At 69.2% G+C, this 17,613-nt stretch carries 13 protein-coding genes, 2 pseudogenes and 1 CRISPR repeat array; of the genes and pseudogenes, 7 read left to right on the plus strand and 8 right to left on the minus strand.

All coding sequences use genetic code 11. The annotated features are described in order from the left end of the window. Positions 1–14: 14 nt before the first annotated feature. The gene (locus WMF17_RS33360; protein ID WP_437645052.1) at positions 15–581 is read right to left on the minus strand and encodes a hypothetical protein; all 567 of its coding nucleotides are present in this window, start codon (positions 579–581) and stop codon (positions 15–17) included. A 246-nt stretch (positions 582–827) separates the two neighbouring features. On the opposite strand from WMF17_RS33360, the gene WMF17_RS33365 reads away from it, so the two are divergent. Both WMF17_RS33365 and WMF17_RS33370 read left to right on the plus strand, forming a co-directional pair. Further along, positions 828–1,754, plus strand: coding sequence for a hypothetical protein (locus WMF17_RS33365; protein WP_437645054.1), 927 nt, complete (start codon positions 828–830; stop codon positions 1,752–1,754). A gap of 544 nt (positions 1,755–2,298) precedes the next feature. Continuing rightward, on the plus strand, positions 2,299–4,041 hold the full coding sequence (locus WMF17_RS33370) for a transposase (RefSeq protein ID WP_437645055.1): 1,743 nt from the start codon (positions 2,299–2,301) through the stop codon (positions 4,039–4,041). 430 nt (positions 4,042–4,471) lie between these two features. On the opposite strand, the gene WMF17_RS33375 is transcribed toward WMF17_RS33370, so the two are convergent. From WMF17_RS33375 to ltrA, 4 genes and pseudogenes are all read right to left on the minus strand, one after another. After that, a complete protein-coding gene (locus WMF17_RS33375; protein ID WP_437645057.1) occupies positions 4,472–5,011 on the minus strand; it encodes a hypothetical protein in 540 nt (179 codons plus the stop codon). A 2-nt stretch (positions 5,012–5,013) separates the two neighbouring features. Then, positions 5,014–5,496 (minus strand): hypothetical protein, encoded by a 483-nt coding sequence (locus tag WMF17_RS33380; protein ID WP_437645059.1) that lies wholly within the window; start codon positions 5,494–5,496, stop codon positions 5,014–5,016. Positions 5,497–5,732: 236 nt separating this feature from the next. After that, positions 5,733–7,133, minus strand: a pseudogene (locus tag WMF17_RS33385) (IS1380 family transposase). Between the two features lie 50 nt (positions 7,134–7,183). Then, positions 7,184–8,134, minus strand: coding sequence for a group II intron reverse transcriptase/maturase (gene ltrA, locus WMF17_RS33390; protein ID WP_437645061.1), 951 nt, complete (start codon positions 8,132–8,134; stop codon positions 7,184–7,186). A 500-nt stretch (positions 8,135–8,634) separates the two neighbouring features. Further along, positions 8,635–9,697: a CRISPR direct-repeat array (repeat unit 36 nt; unit sequence GCTTCAATGGGGCCGCCGCCTTTCAGCGGCGGAGAG). A gap of 1,066 nt (positions 9,698–10,763) precedes the next feature. On the opposite strand from ltrA, the pseudogene WMF17_RS33395 reads away from it, so the two are divergent. Continuing rightward, positions 10,764–11,006 (plus strand): annotated as a pseudogene (locus tag WMF17_RS33395) (IS1182-like element ISStau8 family transposase); the annotation flags it as partial. A 194-nt stretch (positions 11,007–11,200) separates the two neighbouring features. On the opposite strand, the gene WMF17_RS33400 reads toward WMF17_RS33395, so the two are convergent. From WMF17_RS33400 to WMF17_RS33410, 3 genes are all read right to left on the minus strand, one after another. Continuing rightward, entirely contained in the window at positions 11,201–11,428 is a 228-nt protein-coding gene (locus tag WMF17_RS33400) for a hypothetical protein (RefSeq protein WP_437651489.1), read from the minus strand. 684 nt (positions 11,429–12,112) lie between these two features. Beyond that, positions 12,113–12,661 carry an NUDIX hydrolase gene (locus tag WMF17_RS33405; protein ID WP_437645063.1) on the minus strand — a complete coding sequence of 183 codons (549 nt, stop codon included), beginning with the start codon at positions 12,659–12,661 and terminating at the stop codon, positions 12,113–12,115. 12 nt (positions 12,662–12,673) lie between these two features. Next, positions 12,674–14,134, minus strand: a complete 1,461-nt coding sequence (locus WMF17_RS33410; protein WP_437645065.1) for a YcbK family protein — start codon at positions 14,132–14,134, stop codon at positions 12,674–12,676. 752 nt (positions 14,135–14,886) lie between these two features. Here WMF17_RS33410 and WMF17_RS33415 point away from each other — a divergent pair. From WMF17_RS33415 to WMF17_RS33430, 4 genes are all read left to right on the plus strand, one after another. Then, positions 14,887–15,636 carry a hypothetical protein gene (locus tag WMF17_RS33415; protein WP_437597284.1) on the plus strand — a complete coding sequence of 250 codons (750 nt, stop codon included), beginning with the start codon at positions 14,887–14,889 and terminating at the stop codon, positions 15,634–15,636. Then, a complete protein-coding gene (locus WMF17_RS33420; RefSeq protein ID WP_437597285.1) occupies positions 15,633–16,097 on the plus strand; it encodes a hypothetical protein in 465 nt (154 codons plus the stop codon). The genes WMF17_RS33415 and WMF17_RS33420 overlap by 4 nt, the downstream gene beginning before the upstream one ends. Before the next feature lie 2 nt (positions 16,098–16,099). Beyond that, entirely contained in the window at positions 16,100–16,549 is a 450-nt protein-coding gene (dtd, locus tag WMF17_RS33425) for a D-aminoacyl-tRNA deacylase (RefSeq protein WP_437597286.1), read from the plus strand. Between the two features lie 73 nt (positions 16,550–16,622). After that, a complete protein-coding gene (locus WMF17_RS33430; protein ID WP_437597287.1) occupies positions 16,623–17,603 on the plus strand; it encodes a ketopantoate reductase family protein in 981 nt (326 codons plus the stop codon). The last annotated feature ends 10 nt before the right edge of the window (positions 17,604–17,613 follow it).

The following is a 17,613-nucleotide window of genomic DNA, read 5'->3' on the forward strand; positions in this document are numbered from 1 at the left end:
CGACCGTCCGGGAGCTACGGAGCGCGTCGGAACGGCACGGCGGCGGCCGGCAGCGCCGTCGCCGCCGAGAGCGGCAGCGTCTCCTCTTCCGGGAGCGGCCGGGCGCTGGCAGCGAGCAGCTGCGTGGCGCCAGGATCTGCCACGTCGCCGGCCTCCGGAGCCTGAGGACCAGCGCCCGGCTCCTCGAACGCACCGGGCCGCTGCGCCTCTCCAGCCGCCTTGAAGGGGAGCGCCTCCTTCGGAGCGAACGCCGAAGCGTTCAGCAGCGCAGTCGATGTCGCCTCGGATTCGCTCTCGGGCTCCTCTCCCAGCGCGCCGTCCGGCGCTGTCGCGGGGCCCGGATCGCGCGATCCCAGTTGCCCCCATGCGACACGATAAGCCCCTTCGAACACGCGCAAGCCCGAGGACTCGCCGCGCTCCACGTTATCCGCCAGAGAAGCGAGCCATTCCTCCTCGATCTCGTCCCAGCGGCGCGCGTCGAGCCCGAGGGCTGCTAGCACCTCGTGCTTCGCTTGACCCGCGTCGAGCAGGGCTCGCACGCGCGCGAACTCCTCCAGCGAGATACCCCCATCCCTCGCCATCGCACAACCTCCTGCCCGCGCGCCGACCGATCCCTCCACGCCACCTCACCGGCGCCACGTCGCGGAGATTCAAGTCGAGCCCTCCTCGTCCTACAGGATGAGAACGCGTCTCGTCAAGACCGACGTGAGGGGCCTCACCTCGCTCCGGTGGGACGCGCTTGGGAGGGAGCACGATTCGGCTGGTCAGAGGCTGTTGCGTCCCAGCGAGGAGCTCCGTTACCGTCGCCAGCACCGGAGGAACATCCCATGGCCAAGTCCAAATCCCCGAAGAAGTCACCCGTGAAATCCGCGCCGGCCGGCACGGCCGAGGAGATGCCGCCGCCGCTCGTCCTGACGGCCGCGGAGCAGGATCTTCTGGAGCGCTCCCTCAAGCTGCTGGTCAACATCCAGACCACGCCCTTCAGCGAGCGTGCCCGTCGCGAGGGCTATACCGCCGACGAGCATCGCGAAGGCTGGCGGCTCCTCAGGGTCGCTTCGGGCGAGGAGAAGCCGCTGGAGCACCTCTTCGTCGAGGTCGCGAACGGCGGCGTGCTGCAAGGCGCGGAGCGGCTCCGCCTGCTCCAGGACGTCGACGCCTTCGAAAATATGTGGTTCCCCCGCACCCACGTCGTCATTCGCCGCGTCGTCCCGCGCGCCCGCCGCGACGCCTTCGAGGCCGCATTCTTCAAGAACCTCGAGCAACAGCCCCTCGGGCCGGCTGTCATCGTGTCGGTCCGGACGTTCCTCTCCCGCCTCGACGGCCTCTCCCAGAGCAGCGACGAGGACGCGAAGAAGGTCCGGCAGACCCTCGTAAGGCGTGGCCTGACGGAGGAGAAGCTCAAGGACGTCCGCGATCTGCTCGGCAAGCTCGAGGTCGGCGGAGGCCCGCTGCCCCAGCGCAAGGTGTCCGCCGCCGAGCTCGCGAAGGCCCAGCAAGCACAGCGAGAAGCCCTCGACGATCTCCGCGACTGGTTCAACGACTGGGCAACCACCTTCCGGCAGGTGTTCGGTACCAAGGCCCAGCTCAAGCTCGGCCTCACCTCGGCCAAACGCGCATCGACCGGCAAGAAGGAGGTGGTCGAGGAAGAGGAAGAGGACGACGGCGAGGAGACCGGAGACGAGGAGACGGGCGAGGAGGAGCTCGACGAGGAGGAGGTCAGCGACGACGAGTCCGAGCTCGATGAGGACGAGTAGCCGGAACCGTCCACTGCGACGCGGCGCGCCGTAGCTGGCGTTCGGGGCGTGTCACCCCGCGGCGCTCCACCGATTCAGCGGCGACTCGGCAACCTCGGTCCGCGTTGAGCGGACGCTCCGGCGCCAGACAATAAGCCGATCTCCTGCAAGCCCGCACGCGATGCCTACCAGCAGGACGGGCAGTCGCTCTCCCGCAGTCGATCTCCTCCTCGTCGCCGTTCTGTCCGACTAGCCTGGATTTTCACCGAGATAGTTCGCCTAACGGCGCAGCATGAGACCGTCCCTCCGGCTAGGTAACCCGAGGACGCGGTTTCACACGGAACGGCGTGAGCCAGGCAAGCGGTGGCATCAAGGGGGCCGTGAGGGAAAAGGGTGCGCTATGGGCGAATTTCTCATCCGTCAGCTTCTCCCCCTCGGTGGACGTAGATGATGCGCCGGCAGCGCAGATCATCCTTGAAATCCAGCAAAAATCGGCTTCATTGCCTCTCGACACCGCTCTCCTTGCCTTGACGAGATCCCTTATGTGTGGGTCACGTTTTTCGCGATGAGCGCACCCACTCCACTAACTGACCCCGCTCGCTTCTTTCTGGCACCCACCCAGGCGCGGCACCGCCAGTACGAGGCGCTGCGCGCCTACTTTGTGGAGCGTCGATCGAGCACCGAGGTCGCGCAGACCTTCGGCTACACGCCCGGCTCGTTCCGCGTGCTCTGCCATCAGTTTCGGCACGATCCTGACCGTGCCTTCTTCACCCAGCCGATGCGCGGCCCGCACGAGCAGCCGAAGAAGTCCCGCGCCCGGCGCCTGATCATCGCGATGCGCAAGCGCAACCTGTCGATCTACGACATCGCCGAGGAGCTCCGAAGCCAGCACATCGAGCTCAGCCCCACGGCCATCACCGAGGTGTTGCGTGAGGAAGGCTTCTCCAGGCTGCCGCGTCGCAAGGACGACGAGCGCCCCGCCAGGACGCGTCCCGAGCGCGCCAGCCGCGCGGATGTCCGCAACTTTCAGCTCGTCCCTGCGACGTTCGAGACCCATGTCGGCGGGTTGTTCGTGCTCCTGCCGCTGCTCGTCAAGCTGGGCCTCGATCGGCTCGCCGACGACGCAGCCCTGCCTGGCTCGAAGGCGATCCCGGCAGCCCACGCGCTGCTCGCGGCCCTCGCGTTGAAGCTGACGTCCATCGAGCGCAAGAGCCACGTGATGGACCTGGTCTTCGACCAAGGCCTGTCGCTCTTCGCGGGGCTCAACGTCATCCCGAAGACGACCTTCCTCGCGCAGTACTCCGATCGTCTGGGACGCTCCAGCTCTGTACGACTGCTGCGCGGCTGGCTCGACCACCTGCGCGCTCATCTCGCGCTCGCGGGCGCGTCGTTCAATCTCGACTTTCACGCCGTTCCCTTCTTCGGGCAGGACGAGTTCGTCGAGCGCCACTACCTTTCCAAGCGCAGCCGCCGCGACAAGGCCGTGCTCACCTTCATCGCCCAGGACGCCGACACCGATGTGCTCTGCTACGCCAACGCCGACCTGCGCAAGGGAGAGGAGAGCGATGAGGTCCTGCGCTTCGTCGACTTCCGGCAGAAGACGTGCGGCAAGGTGCCGCCGCACCTCGTGTTCGATTCGAAGCTCACCACCTACAAGAATCTGAGCCGCCTGGATGCCCAGGGGATCACCTTCGTCACGCTGCGCCGCCGCACGGATGTCCTGAAGCGACACGTGCTAAACGCACCGGCCGCAGCCTGGCGCCGAGTGGAGCTCGATGTACCGCATCGCAAGTTTCGAAACCCGAAGGTCCTCGACGAAACGATCCGGCTGGGCAAGGACTATCCCGCGCCGATCCGACAGATCTGCGCGCGCGATCTCGGTCACGACGAGCCCACGATCCTGCTGACCAACGACACCCGCTCGACGCCGCGCACGATCCTTGAGCGCTACGCTCGGCGCATGCTGATCGAGAACAACCTCGAGGACCAGGTCCACTTCTTCCACGTCGCTGCGCTGTCGTCCGCGGTGGCCATGAAGGTCGACTTCGACGTGACCTTGACCGTCATCGCCACCGGTCTCTACCGGCTGCTCGGCAAGCACCTGCACGGCTTCGAGCACGCCAAGGCGCGGCAAATCTTCCGCCGCTTCCTCGACACGACGGCAAGGGTCGAGGTCAGCCCGCAGCGCGTTCACGTGCGCCTCCCTCGTCGGGCTCACAACCCCATGCTGCTCGAGTCCGGCTTGCTCGCGACGCCCGTCGCTGTCCCCTGGTGGGGAGGAGCTTCGCTCGAGGTCGCGTTCCCCTGACCGCTGTCAGTGGCCATTGTGTTAACCGATCTTCTGCTGTGAAAATCCAGGCTAGTCGAGCTCCGTGTCGCCCCTGTGCTGCGGCGCGGGGCGCCGCGGCCCGCTTCGCCGAGCTCGGAGTAACCGGAGTCGATGTCCAGCAGGGCGAGTGCGTGCGGCCCACGTCGAGGTGGACGTGGGCGAGCTCGAGGGCGCCCTTCTACGGCGGCCGTGGGCCGTCTACCGCGGCTGCCTCGTCGGTGAGCTCGGTGCCGCTCCGCTTCGGCTCGGCGCTCTTGCCCATGTGGCCGCCCGCCAACCATCTGGTCGACGAACAGCGCCCGCGCTGAACAGCCGCTCGTCGTCCTCCACGACGGGCACGTCCTCGTCGCCGAGCCGCAGGAAGCACAGCTCGCCCGCTCATCCTTACGAGTTTCTTCCCAGGGAGGGACTACATCGGATCGACCCAAGTCCACACGTCCGAGAACAGGCAGACATAGATCGTCGCCTCCCCCATGAACGCCCAATCCATCGACACGTCTGGCACCACCTCATTGCCAAGCTCTGGTGGGATCGTCTGGTAGCCGGGGTACGTGGCCTCGATCTCCCCGGTGATCTCGCGCGCCACCGGCTCCTCCTCGGGGATGCCGGGGAGGTGAATCCCGTAGTATGGCCCGAGCAGGGACACGTGGAAGCTGAGCGCCGTTTCGTCGGTGAGCCAGATGCGGGCCGAGTACGCCGGGTCGCTCCCCCTCGCCACCAGGCTGAGCGACTCGTTTTGAAGGCCGTATCGGTCCCCCAGTCGGCGGATCATCGCTTTCCACGTCGGGTACTCCGCTCGGCCGCGGTTTGCGGCTTCCACCAGGCGGCGGTGCTCCTCCGTGTCGTCGTAGACGGGCTCGTTGGGAGGTACGTGGATGCGCTCGAAGCAATGTACGCCCCGCGGGTAGAAGCGGTAGACGACATCGAGCAGCTCGGAGCGAGTTATCATCGTCATTTCATCACCTTGGCGCCGAGCCACTTGTACTTGGACTTGAACGCCGCCCGCGCCGCGAGGATCAACCTTTCGCAGAAGATCCCCGGCGGGAGGTTATAGTCCATGCGGCGTGCGACGCCCTCTGCGATCTCTACGCTGAGCATGGCCGCACGGGTTGGCCGGATTCGCCCCATACGCTGAGTCCGCAGCGGCATCCCTATCCTGAAAGAACACCTCCAGGTGCGCACCGGGCGCAGGTTATGCAATTTCGAAAATTCCAGGTTGGCCTTGGCCTCCTGCCATCCACCGGCATCGTCCTTGCCGTCATCTTTGACAATGGTGACGAAGGGGAATTCCTTCCGTGAGAAGGAGACGATGGGGAACTGCTGCTGAGCTTCGCCAGTCGGATCGCCTGCGTTCGTCGGCTCGGCATCCAGAATGCACGAGACTCCGAACAGTGAGCAAAACAGAACGAGAATGACAGCGGACAGGCTCTTCATGCGCGAAACCTAACGTCCGCTCTCAAGCCATCCAGTCCGGCGATTCCGCGGAGCATCGGTAGTGGCTCTGCCTAAGCGTGGATTTCGCGTCCAGGGGGCACGAGCGAGCCGAAGGCGTCGTGCGAGCGGCGCTCGGCCAAGAGCGTGCGGTTTAAACTACAATTGGCTGACGCCAAGAGCGTCACGAAGGCGCACGCCCCCCTTACCCCCTACGATCATTTCGTCTGGTTCCATGCTCAATTGAGCCAGCGGGCGAGCTGCGAGCACTCCGGCACGTGCAGGGTCGTGCCCCGAGCCGACCGGGCCAATCTTCCCGGAACGAGGATCAGCGCGCGGCGCAGCCACGGCGTTCGCCAGCTCGCCAAGTGCGGAACGTGCTCCAGCACATAGCGGCGCATCAGGTTGGCCGTCAGCAGCTTCAGCAGCAGCGCGGCATGATTGGCGTTGAAGCAGTGGCTCGGCACGCGACCGCATCCCCACCCGTGCTTGAGCTCGCCAATGAGCGGCTCGATGCCCGCGCGCAGGTCATACCGCGCCGCGACGTCTTCCGGCGCTTCGACCGGCTCGTTGGTCAAAAAGACCTGCACCGTGTAGTCGAGCCCCTCCCAAAGGTAGATCCGCTTTCCATTCTCCCGGTCGCGTGTGCGTACGGCGATGACGCGGACTCCATCGGGCCAATCGCGGCGCCGGAAGAGCACCTCGGTCACCTGCCGTCGAGGACGACCATCGGCATCTCGGTCGATGGTCCGCCATCCGGTAGCGTACGCGACCCTGCCCACCAGATCGGGGCTCATCCGCGCCTTGGTCAGGAAAAAGCATCCCTTCGAAGCAACGGCGTGCATCAAGGCGCTGCAATCCCCCGCGCCATCGATCCGTACGTAGATGGCCGCGCTCGGAGCTGCGGCGCGCGCGCGATCAATGCACTCCTCGACGAAGGGCACATCGGCTTCGCCGAAGCTCGTGTCGCCCGGTCGCAGCTTGGCCCCGACGATGGCGTCGGCCTCGGCGATCCGCGCCAGGATCGGATGATAGCTCGGCCGGCCGTGGTAGCGCGGGTTCGGGCCCGGCCGCCCCCCTCCTGCATTCCGAAGAGCGGCTCCACGGTGGTGTCGACGTCGATATGCACGAATCGGTGCTTTCGGCGAGCAACCAGGGCAAGCCCGTGATCGACGACCATGCTGTGCAGCGCCTCGAGCGCATCGTCGTCGAAGCGGCACAGGTCCCGGTAGACGGTGTCGATGCTCGGGACGACCCCGTCGGCGAGGCGTACGAAGAGCGGATCGACGGCGAGCGCCTCGATGCCGAAGACGCGCTCCTCGCCGGCGAGCGCGCCGTCCATCAGCAGGCGCATCCAGCAGGCGCATTTGCGCGGCCATCGGGTAGATAACCGAGCGACCCGACTTCAGCCGGAAGAACCTGCGGCTCAAGGCCGCGTCGACGCCAAGCTCCCGGATGAAGGCGCCGAATGGGGCAAGCCCTGCGATGCCCGTCAGGTTCTTCTCCGTGGGCGCGATGTGAATCATGGCAGGGTTTGGCCGCCGGATTCGCTCCTGGTGCCGCCCGTCGCCTTTCCGCTTGAGCCCGAGCTCGTGCCGGCGCACCTTGGAGGTGCTCGGCGTGTGCCTTCGTTTGGTCATAGCAACCCGGACGGGTCGCCACGCCGAGCCTTTCTTTCAAGGCGTTCCTTTTACTGCGCCGGATCTCTCACGCCCAGGATCGGATTTTTAGGCGCGAAATCCACGTTGAAGCCGACGAAGTGTCGCTCCTCCGGTCGCGCGACCGCGCTCTTGGCCGCGTTCACCTTGAGCCGCAACCGGCTCTCGATGAACCGGACCACGCTCGCCATCACACGCTCGCCGCTCCGCTCGCTTCGGACGTAGATGTTCACGTCGTCGGCGTAGCGGACGAAGCGGTGGCCGCGCCGTTCGAGCTCCCAATCGAGCTCGTCGAGCACGATGTTGCTGAGCAGTGGCGAAAGTGGACCGCCTTGCGGCGCCCCCTCCTCCGTGCTCACCACCACCCCGTTCGGCAGGATCACCTTGGCCTTGAGCATCCTTCGGATCAGGTCGATGAGCCGTCGGTCCTTGACCCGCAGCTCGATCCTGGCCAGCAAGCGGTCGTGGTGGACTCGATCAAAGAAGCTCTTCAGATCGAGATCGACCATCCACTCGTGACCCTCCTCCAGATGCCCCACGGCCTCCGCGATCGCCGTGTGACAGCTCCTCCCCGGCCGGAAGCCGTGGCTGCTCCCGTGGAAGGTCGGCTCGTAGTGCGGGCTGAGCACCTGGTGCACCGCCTGCTGTACGGTTCGATCGACCACATTGGGAATGCCAAGGCCGCGCTGGCCGCCCCCTGCTTTCGGGATCCACACCCGGCGGATCAGGCCGGGACGATAGTTCCCTTCCAGCAGCTCGCGACGCAGCACCGGCAGCACGCTGCCGAGGTGCGCGCGCACCTCGTCCACGCTCTGCCGATCCGGTCCAGGGGCGCCGTCGTTCTGCGCCACCTTCTCGAACGCACGCATCAGGTTGTCCTCGGACGCCACCTCCTCCATCGTCATCGCCGGCAGGGCGATTCCCTTCGTGTTCCGAGCCTTCGGCACCGCGCGCGGCGCAGGCACGGGCCGGCCCGTGTCCACCCCACCGTCGGCCCCTCGCGGGCTGTCGGCTGTCGCTCGGAACAGTTCGAGCTGTCCTGCCTGTTCACTGGCCGTGGTCGCCTTCCCTCCCCGCGTCGCCGCGGTTGGGACCGCCTTTCGGCGGCCTTCTGGTAGTACGCGACCATCTGGCTCCTCCCGTCCCTTCACCACTTTGTCCTTTCGTTCTCCATGGTTACCGCCCGCGGTCGCCCGTGGCGGAGGCCGGGAGGTCTCCCCGGGTAAGAACGCGAAACTTCGTGCCGAGCCCGTCGCCTATACGCACGCCGCCCGACGGACATTTGGGCTTCGCCGCCGTTGGCCGGCTCACCCCGCGGTACGTGCGCCTCGTCAGCGCTTCGCTTTTCGCTCGGTTCGGCACTGCACCTTAGACTTCCACCAGACGAGACCTCGCGGGCTCGCCCTTGTCGCTTCGGTGTTGGGTTCCTTTCCGCCTGGGTCCCAAGAGGACTTTCACCTCCAGTTCCGCGCCCATGCCGGGCGCACCAATGGGGCCGCCGCCTTTCAGCGGCGGAGAGGGCCCATTAGGCGCCGTGAAGCAGCCGAGGTTGAAGGTGCTTCAATGGGGCCGCCGCCTTTCAGCGGCGGAGAGGAGTGTGCCTGGCCGGCCGGCCGTGACGTCGTGCTGCACCGCTTCAATGGGGCCGCCGCCTTTCAGCGGCGGAGAGCATTCTTGGCCGGGTGATCGCCGGCATCGTTCCCGGGCTTCAATGGGGCCGCCGCCTTTCAGCGGCGGAGAGGCCTGGTCGGTGTGGAACGCGGCCCGGGCGGGCCCCGAGCTTCAATGGGGCCGCCGCCTTTCAGCGGCGGAGAGCTCCTTCAGCATCTGCCGCATCCGCGCGTTCTCCTCCCTGCTTCAATGGGGCCGCCGCCTTTCAGCGGCGGAGAGGCAGCGCAAGAGCGCCTCCGAGGACGCCGCCGCGAAGCTTCAATGGGGCCGCCGCCTTTCAGCGGCGGAGAGTTGCTGGAGCATCACGCTCACTCCGCTAGGCAAAGCGCTTCAATGGGGCCGCCGCCTTTCAGCGGCGGAGAGTCAACGCGCCCGTACCGCCGCCCGCTCGCCGTCGCCGGCTTCAATGGGGCCGCCGCCTTTCAGCGGCGGAGAGTGGGGGGTACGCCCTTCATCGTGCGCGATCACCACGGCGCTTCAATGGGGCCGCCGCCTTTCAGCGGCGGAGAGATCGAGCGGCCCGCGGCCGCCGAGTAGGGGAAGTCGATGCTTCAATGGGGCCGCCGCCTTTCAGCGGCGGAGAGCGAGCGCCGCCGGCGTCTCGGCCCCGCTCCGCTCCACGCTTCAATGGGGCCGCCGCCTTTCAGCGGCGGAGAGGGTGCTTGGCGATGTCCCCGCTCTCCTCGAGGGCGTGCTTCAATGGGGCCGCCGCCTTTCAGCGGCGGAGAGCCCGACGGACCTTGAGGTGCGTGGCGTCAAGGGGGCCGCTTCAATGGGGCCGCCGCCTTTCAGCGGCGGAGAGCGGTGACAGCGCTGCGGGTCGACGCAGAAGCACGTCAGCTTCAATGGGGCCGCCGCCTTTCAGCGGCGGAGAGAGGCCTCCCAAGCCTAGCTAACATTTCGCGCACTTGCAACCCGGTTTGCGAGAGGTCCCCGTTCCACCCCCCGCTCCGGCCACCCGGGGGCGCCCCGCGCGCCCCCGGCCATCTCGAAATCCATCGTCTTTTCAAACACCTGCCGGCCTTGCGAGCGCCCCCCGGGTTTTCCGCGTCACTCCACCGCTCGCAGCCGGTGCTCCCGCCCTCTTCTACCACCCCCCCTCCTCTCCTCGCCCAGCCCTTCCGTTCTCCCCGGCCGCCTTGCCGCTCCCTGCCCCACCTCGCCCGACTCATCCCCCACCTCGCCCGACTCATCCCCCACCTCGCCCGACTCATCCCCCACCTCGCCCGCCTCATCCCCCTCGGGACGCTCACCTCCCGAGCCGGGGACGACCCCCGCCGCCCCGGGGTCCCGCCCGCCGACCCCCGCGACCCACCGCCCGCGCCGGGGCTTCGTCCCCCCGACCGCCGGCGCCCTTGTACTCCAGCCACACGTCGCGGGATCTCCGTGGATCTCGATGAGCGGGCGGACGATCGGGACGCTTGCCTCGTTCGCACACGGGTGGAGCCCAGCTCGTTCGGTGCTCACCGATGTGGGGCTGGAGTACGAGCGTGCGGACAGCGATCGCCATGGGAGTCGTCGCTGCGCTCGCCGTCCTCGTCCCGGCGTTCGTCCGCGTTGCCGTCCGCGTCGCCTGCGGAGGACGTTCTCGATGGTTTTTTTATAGACACCGGAACCACCCCGGGTGTCTCTATCACCAGCACTGCTTCCGCATGGACTGTCCGCCTCCCCGGCTCCAAGCATGTTGGGTCGACAGCTTGACTTCACGTCAGGGGGCTTCGGACATCCTGGATGGAGAAGTTAATTTCACGATCGTGACAATTTTTTTTCTACCTATGTGAAGAACATTCTCGCAAATAGGTCTAAAGAATCGGCGAGCCAATACAGCCGGCCTCACCTGGAGCACCGACCAGTTTGATTTGCCGGTAATTTGGGGCGATTCGATGGAAGGCTCGACGGAGTCGCCGGGCCATGATCTCGTCCGCGTCCGGAGGTGCACGGATGGAACGATGGTCGCCGCCGGTGGGGCTGTCGCGGCAGGAACAGGCGCTCATGAAGCGGTTGACACGGGTGCGACCCCTATTCGGCTTTCTCAGGCTGCACCGGTACGAACTGCTTGATGAGACGTTCCAAGAGCAGCTGGAGAGCATGTACCGGACCACGGGAGCAGGTGAACCGCCGCATCCGCCCGCGCTGATGTGCATGGTCGCGCTGCTCCAGGGTTACGTCGGCGCATCGGATGCCGGACGCTGGGACGAGCCGGCCGGATCACGAAAGGCAGCACCGCGCGGGCCACCAACGCGGGCAGGCGGTCGGGGATGCGCGGGCCACGAAAAGGCCCATGAACGAAGGGGCCGCTGGCATGCGGGTCGAGCTGCGGGCAGAGGTTGGCCAACGGCCACGTGCGAGCGGCACGCGGAGGGACGTGGCCAAGAGGCTCAAGCCGCGTCGAACGACGGGTCTCTGGCCCTGGCGATGGGCGGCGGCACGGTGAGGATGCCGAGATGGGTCAGGATCGCCACGATGGCTTCGCGCTCGGAGATGTCGGCGACGAGCCGCCGGCGCCCACCGCACGGACACGCGAGCACATCCTCCAAATAGACGAGGCGGAGGAGGGAAGCCCAGGCGATGCGTGCATAGACCGGCAGGACGACACTTGGCGCCACACGCGATCGCGCTCGCCTACCAGCAGGTCGGGCAGTCGCTCCCCCGGGGTCGAACTCCTCCTCGTCGCCGTTCCCTCGCTAGGGAGCCTGGCCTGACCGTCTTCGCAATGGGTGTCTGTCACGTCCCCATCTCCCCCCCGCCCGGACGTCGCCCTCGTCGCACCGCGGTTCCCGATCTCGGCCCGCGCGCACGCCCGGCTGGCTCCGGCGCTCGAAAAATTCGGTCCGCTGAACGGCGCCGGCGGTCATGCGAACGAAAAATCCACTCTCGCGAACCTCCGGCGGGGGTCTCGCGAACGCAAAGCGGGGCCTCGAGATCCGCCAAGGGGGGTCCCGAGAACGGAAAGTTGGGTCTCGAGGTCCGCCGAGGGGGTCTCGAGAACGAGATCCTGGCTCTCGAGAACGAGATCCTGGCCCTCGAGAACGAAATCTTGGCTCTCGAGAACCGCGCGCGGGGTCTCGAGGTGGGCCTCGACCCCGCCGCGCGACCTCGAGACGTCCGGTCCCGTGGACCGGAGGCATTTTTCTGGAGCCGCGACGCGAGATCCCGGTCCAGAGACGCGAAACCTCGTTCCGCAGAGCGCCGGTCCCGTTCCGCCGCCCTGAAGATTCGATCCCCGGACCTCGGGAGCGGTTCCCATCGCCGCCGAACGGCACCGGCTGACCGCCTTGCAGGCGCCGCGGTCAGCGCGGGGCCGAGGTCGCGGCAGCGAGCGCCCGCAACAGGGTGACCACGGCGATCACGTGGCTGATCCGGCCGTCCTGCATCGCTGCCGTCACCTCGTCAGCGCTCATCACGACCGCCTCGGTGCTCTCGTGCTCGTCGCCCAAGGGCTCGCCGACCCGCCGCACGCCGCGCGCCAGGTAAAGGAAGCAGCGATTCGCCTGGAGCGCCGGATTCGGGTGCACCCATCCGAGCGTCTCGAGCGACTCCGCGGCATATCCCGTCTCTTCCAGGAGCTCGCGCGGCGCCGCGGCCGCCGGCTCCTCCCCGGGATCGACGATGCCGCCGGCGGTCTCGATGGTCACCGCGTCGAGCCCGTGCCGGTGCTGCCGCACAAGGACGAACTCCCCAGCATCGGTGATCGCGGCCACCGAGATCCAGTCGGCGAGCTCCAGCGTGAAGACGGGGTATGGCGCGCCCGCGGCCACGACCTCATGGCGATGCACCGCCAGCGGACCGAATGAACCGGCGACCGCCGAGGCGTGCCGGCGGGGGATCGTGATGCCCATTGCGCCTCCCTACTACAGCGCGCCGCCCGCCGCCTTCTCCGCCGCGCCGCCCGCCGCCTTCTCCGCCGCGCCGCCCGCCGCCTTCTCCGCCGCGCCGCCCGCCGCCTTCTCCGCCGCGCCGCCCGCCGCCTTCTCCGCCGCGCCGCTCGCCGCCTTCTCCGCCGCGCCGCCCGCCGCCTTCTCCGCCGCGCCGCTCGCCGCCTTCTCCGCCGCGCCGCCCGACGCCTTCTCCGGCACAGCGCTCGCCGCCTTCTCCACCACGGCGCTCGCCGCCCTCTCCAGCACGGCGCTCTCGACCGCCGCCGGCGCCGCGCTCGCCACCTTCTCCGGCGCGGCCGCGGGCTTCTCGCGGCGCTCCCGCCGGAGCACCTCCTCCGCATCCTCGCCGGACACCCCTCCCGTCGCCGCCCGCAGGTCGTCCTGCGGCGGCGGCCACGCGGCGACGTAGCGGGGCACCTCGCCGGGCCCGGACGCGTCGATCCACGACACGCTCCCCGTCCCGGGGGCGCGCACGTCGACGTGCACGAACGAGCTGTTCGGATAGTACCCGCAGCCCGTGTCCACGAGCTTGCGGCAAGCCGCCGCGAGCTCGTCGTTGAGCACCCCGGCGATGCGCAGATCGAGCGCCCGCCCCGTCTGGTGGAGGCTGCCCTGGCTCTGCGGCCGGTACCCGCTCACGAGCGACACGAGCCGGCCCGGATACCGCCGCGCGAGCGCGTCGATGCGCGAGAGCAGCCCGGGGTCGAGCAGCCGCACGCCGGGCGCGATCTCCCCCACCTGCACCCCGCTTGCCTTGCTCGCCTTGCCCCCAGCGGCCCCCGACTTCTTGCCGCCCGCCGACTGCCCCTTGCGGCTGGACGCCTCCGGCTTCCGCGCAGGCGCGCGCTCGTCGGAGTCGGACAGGATCGGCCGCGGCGTGCCCCACGGGCGCGCGAGCAGCGAGAGGGCGCGCCGGGCCTCCTCGCGCGGCTTCCCCTTGCAGTCGACGAGCTCGAGGCGCTCCGGCTCGATCCCGCTCCGATCCATCGAGAGCACCGGCCCATGGCACGGCTTCGGAGGAGCCTCCCTGTCCAACCCCTTCTTCGCCCCGCGACGCTTGCTCTCGGCCGTCCGCGCCGCCCGCTTCTTCTTCTCCTTCTTCTTCTTGACCGCCTTCGCCGCGCCCCCCTCCTTCGCAGCCGCGCTCTCGGCCGCCTGCGGCGCCTTCGCGCGGCTGCGGACCTTCTGGCGACCCGCTCCGCTCGTCTTCTCGTCGCCGGTCGCCACGGAGGCGGTCTTCCCCCGGCCGCGGAGCGGGCTCTCCCGCGTCTCCGCCCGCTGCGCGCGCTCCGCGCCCGGCGGTGAGGCGGGAGAAGCCGGCGCACGATCGCGACGATCCCGCTTGCCCGTCTTCGCCTCGGCCTTCTCGGCGGCATGCGCCCTGGGCAGCGGCTCCGCGCACAACCGCCCCGCCGGGACGGCCGGCACCGCCATGCTCACAAGCACCGCAAGCGCGGCAGCGCGAGCACGCCTCAGACGCGCTCGAGGCTCCGCGCTGCGCACAGCCCCGCCTGCGTCCCGCGGCGCCTGGCCTGCACTGCTCACGGATCGAAGGCTCATCATGGAAAGCTCCAGTCGGGTCGGGTGCGAGTGGCATCCACCACGGATCGGATCTCCCGGGCACGGCGTCGCCGCCCGCCCGCAGGATGTGGGGTTGGGAGAGGCAGTCGGCGGTCCGCTTCTTGAATCAACCTGGAACGAGGTCAGCGGCCTCGACATAGCGTCTCCGAGACGCCCCTCGCGGAAGCTCGGAAGGGTCGAGGAGCCCTGAGGACACGAATGTCATGAAGTGCGGAGGGCAGCCCAATTTTCTGCGGCGCTGACCAAAGGCTGTGGTAGGAACCAGCTGCCTCGCGACTGCGGTCGGGTCGTGAGCGCGGTTCCGGGGTGCATGGGGGCACAGCCCCTCGTCACCCGGTCCGCGGCCGGGTATCGCCCGGCGCGCTACGCACTGCGGCGGGACCCTGCCTTCACGATCAGCGCGACCAGCGTGATCAGCGCGGAGACAGGTGTCGCGCCCCTTGCGCAACACGTCCGGGCCATCGCAAATCGCGGGGGAAGCCCGGCCAAGCACGCACCAGCCTCATTCACCACACCATCAATGCAAGCGGGGCGCCACACGCGGGACGCGGAAGCCGAACCCGGTGGCGCGTCCATGATCGCTCCGAGGTCAGCAGGGGCACGACATGCGCCGAATTCGTAGAGACGCAACCAAGGTCTGGCACAATCCCGAGCTCCACACCGCCTATGGCCCTGGCCAGCCCAACAGCGCAGGGCTACCGCGCCCGACGCAGACCGGCGAGGACCGGCGGGCAGCGAAGCAACACCGCGCCGCGCTCGAGGCGCTCTTCACGCCGCGCAAGGAGCCGGAGGTCGACGACGGCAAGGGCGGGCGGGTCAAGTCCGGGCGCGACGCCGCGTCCAAGGCGCCCGGGCGCATCGTCCTCGCGCCGCCTCCGCAGAGCGACCCGAAGGCCATCGAGCGCCAGCGGCTCCTGTCGAAGCTGCTCTGCGCGTCGGGCCGACCCAACATCTCCAAGGCCGCGAACGATTTCCTCCGCGCCGGCCACACCTTCCCCGCCGAGCAGGACGTGTACCTGCAGCTGCTCGAGCACAGCGACGAGCAGCGCATCCAGCACGCGATCGACGAGCTCTCGGGCATCCTCGTCGGCGAGCTGCCGAAGCGGCGCGCCGTGCTCGAGTCGCGGCTCCGGCGCATCGAGGAGTTCGCGGAGGAGCCCGCGACGCGCGAGGCCGCCGAGCGCCTGCGCCGCCAGGTGAGCGGCAGGCTCGAGGCCCCGAGCGCGGGCTCCGCCGAGCCGAGCTCCCAGGCGCGGCCGTCGAGCCCCCAGGCCGCCCCGCCCTGCGCGGCGAACGGCGCGGCCCAGCGCGGCGAGGACGGCGCCCTCTCCGAGGCGAGCGTCGAGGCGGAATGACGCGCGCAGAATTCGAGGCCGAGCTCCGCAAGCTGATCCAGGCGTTCGAGACGGGTACGGACAACGAGCGGTGCGTCGCGTGCGTCGCGTGCGAGCGCTGCGTCGACTGCACGTTCTGCCGCAACGCGAAGGCGCTGCAGAGGTGCCACTACTGCGTCGACTCCCAGCGCTGCTCGGACAGCACGCACTGCCGCGGCTGCCGCGATCTCATCGCGTGCAGCCACTGCGTCGCGTCCGAGCGATGCACGCAGTCGTCGTACCTCGTGCGCTCGGTCGACTGCACCGGCTGCACCTACTGCTTCGGCTGCGTGGGGCTCGTGCGCAAGGACTTCCACATCCTCAACCAGCCGTACGATCGCAGCACGTACTTCAAGCTCACGGCGAAGCTGATGCGCGAGCTCGGGCTCAGCGCGGGCGGCGGGGCGGAGCCCGCCCCCGCGCCGCGCGTGGCGCAGCGTTAGCGATGCGCGCGGTCGTGCAGCGCGCGCTCGCCGCGCGGGTCGAGGTCGAAGGCCAGGTGGTCGGCGCGATCGAGCGCGGCCTCGTGGCCTTCGTCGGCGCCGCGAAGGACGACGACGAGGCCGACGCCGACCACATCGCCAGCAAGATCGCGGGCCTCCGGGTGTTCAGCGACGAGGCCGGCAAGATGTCGCGGGCGCTCGCGGACGTGCGCGGCGGCGTGCTCGCGATCAGCCAGTTCACGCTCTTCGGCGACGTCCGGCGCGGCCTCCGGCCGAGCTTCGACGGCGCCATGGAGCCCGTGCGCGCCGAGGCGCTGTACGAGCGCGTCGTCGCCGCCCTGCGGGCGCGCGGCCTCGAGGTGGCCACGGGCCGCTTCCGCGCCGACATGCGCGTGTTCGTCGAGAACGACGGGCCGGTCACCGTCCTCATCGACTCGAAGCGGACGTTCTGACGCGGTCCGCCGCGCCCGGCAGCGACCGCCGCCCCCCTTCCCTCGCGGTGTCGCGCAGGCTACGTGGGACGCCATGCGGATCAGCATCGTGGGTGCGGGCGCGCTCGGGCGGGTCTACGGCGTGCGCCTCGCCGCCCAGGGAGACGACGTCACGTTCGTGGTCCGCCCCGAGCGCGTCGCGGACGTGCGGCCATTCGTCATCGAGCAGGTCAACAGCGCCGATCGACGCGACACGCTAGAGCGCCCGCGCCTCGCGGCCGACATCCCGGCCGACGCGGAGGTCGTCCTGATCACCGTGCGCTTCGATCAGCTCGCTCCCGGCCCCGGTGTCGACGGCGCCGCGGGGGGCAGGACGGTCGCAGACCTCCTCCGCGGCGGACCGGCCGCCCCCGTCGTCGTGCTCACACCGCTCCTGCCCCCGCAGCGCGCGGGCCTGGAGGAGGCCGCCCTGCGCCGGATCACCCCCGCGATGCCGAGCGTCTCGGGCTACGTCGACGAGCGCGGCGTGGTCCGCTACTGGCTCGTCGGGTTCGCGTCGACGCTCATCGACGAAGAGGGAGGCGCCCCCGCCGAGCAACCGCTGCTCGAGGAGCTCGCGCGTCGCCTCACGAGCGCCGATCTCCCGGCGCGGCTCGAGCCGGACGTGGGCGCGCAGAACGCCGCCACGACGACCGCGTTCTTCCCGCTGATCGCCGCCATCGACGCGGGCGGCGGCGTGAGCGCTCTCCTCGAGAACGAGGGCGTGCTCGGCACCGCGCTCGAGGCCACCAGGGAGTGCGTGGCGCTCGCGGACCGCGTGGGCAGAGTGGCCCCCTGGACGAAGCTCCTCACCCGGGCGCTCGGACCGTCCACGCTGAAACCGAGTGTCGCGCTCGTGCGCCTGGTGGCCCCCGAGGCGCTGCGGTTCCTCGACGCTCACTTCGGCCCGAAGCTCCATGCGCAGCACCTCGCGATGGGCGCCACCGTGCTCTCGATGGGCCGCGAGCACGGCGTGAGCCTGCCGGCGCTCGAGCGGCTGATGACCTGGATCGGGGGCCGCGCCGGAGCGCGCTGATCCGCGCCCG

It is taken from the genome of Sorangium sp. So ce362, assembly GCF_051519845.1.
Lineage (GTDB): Bacteria > Myxococcota_A > Polyangia > Polyangiales > Polyangiaceae > Sorangium.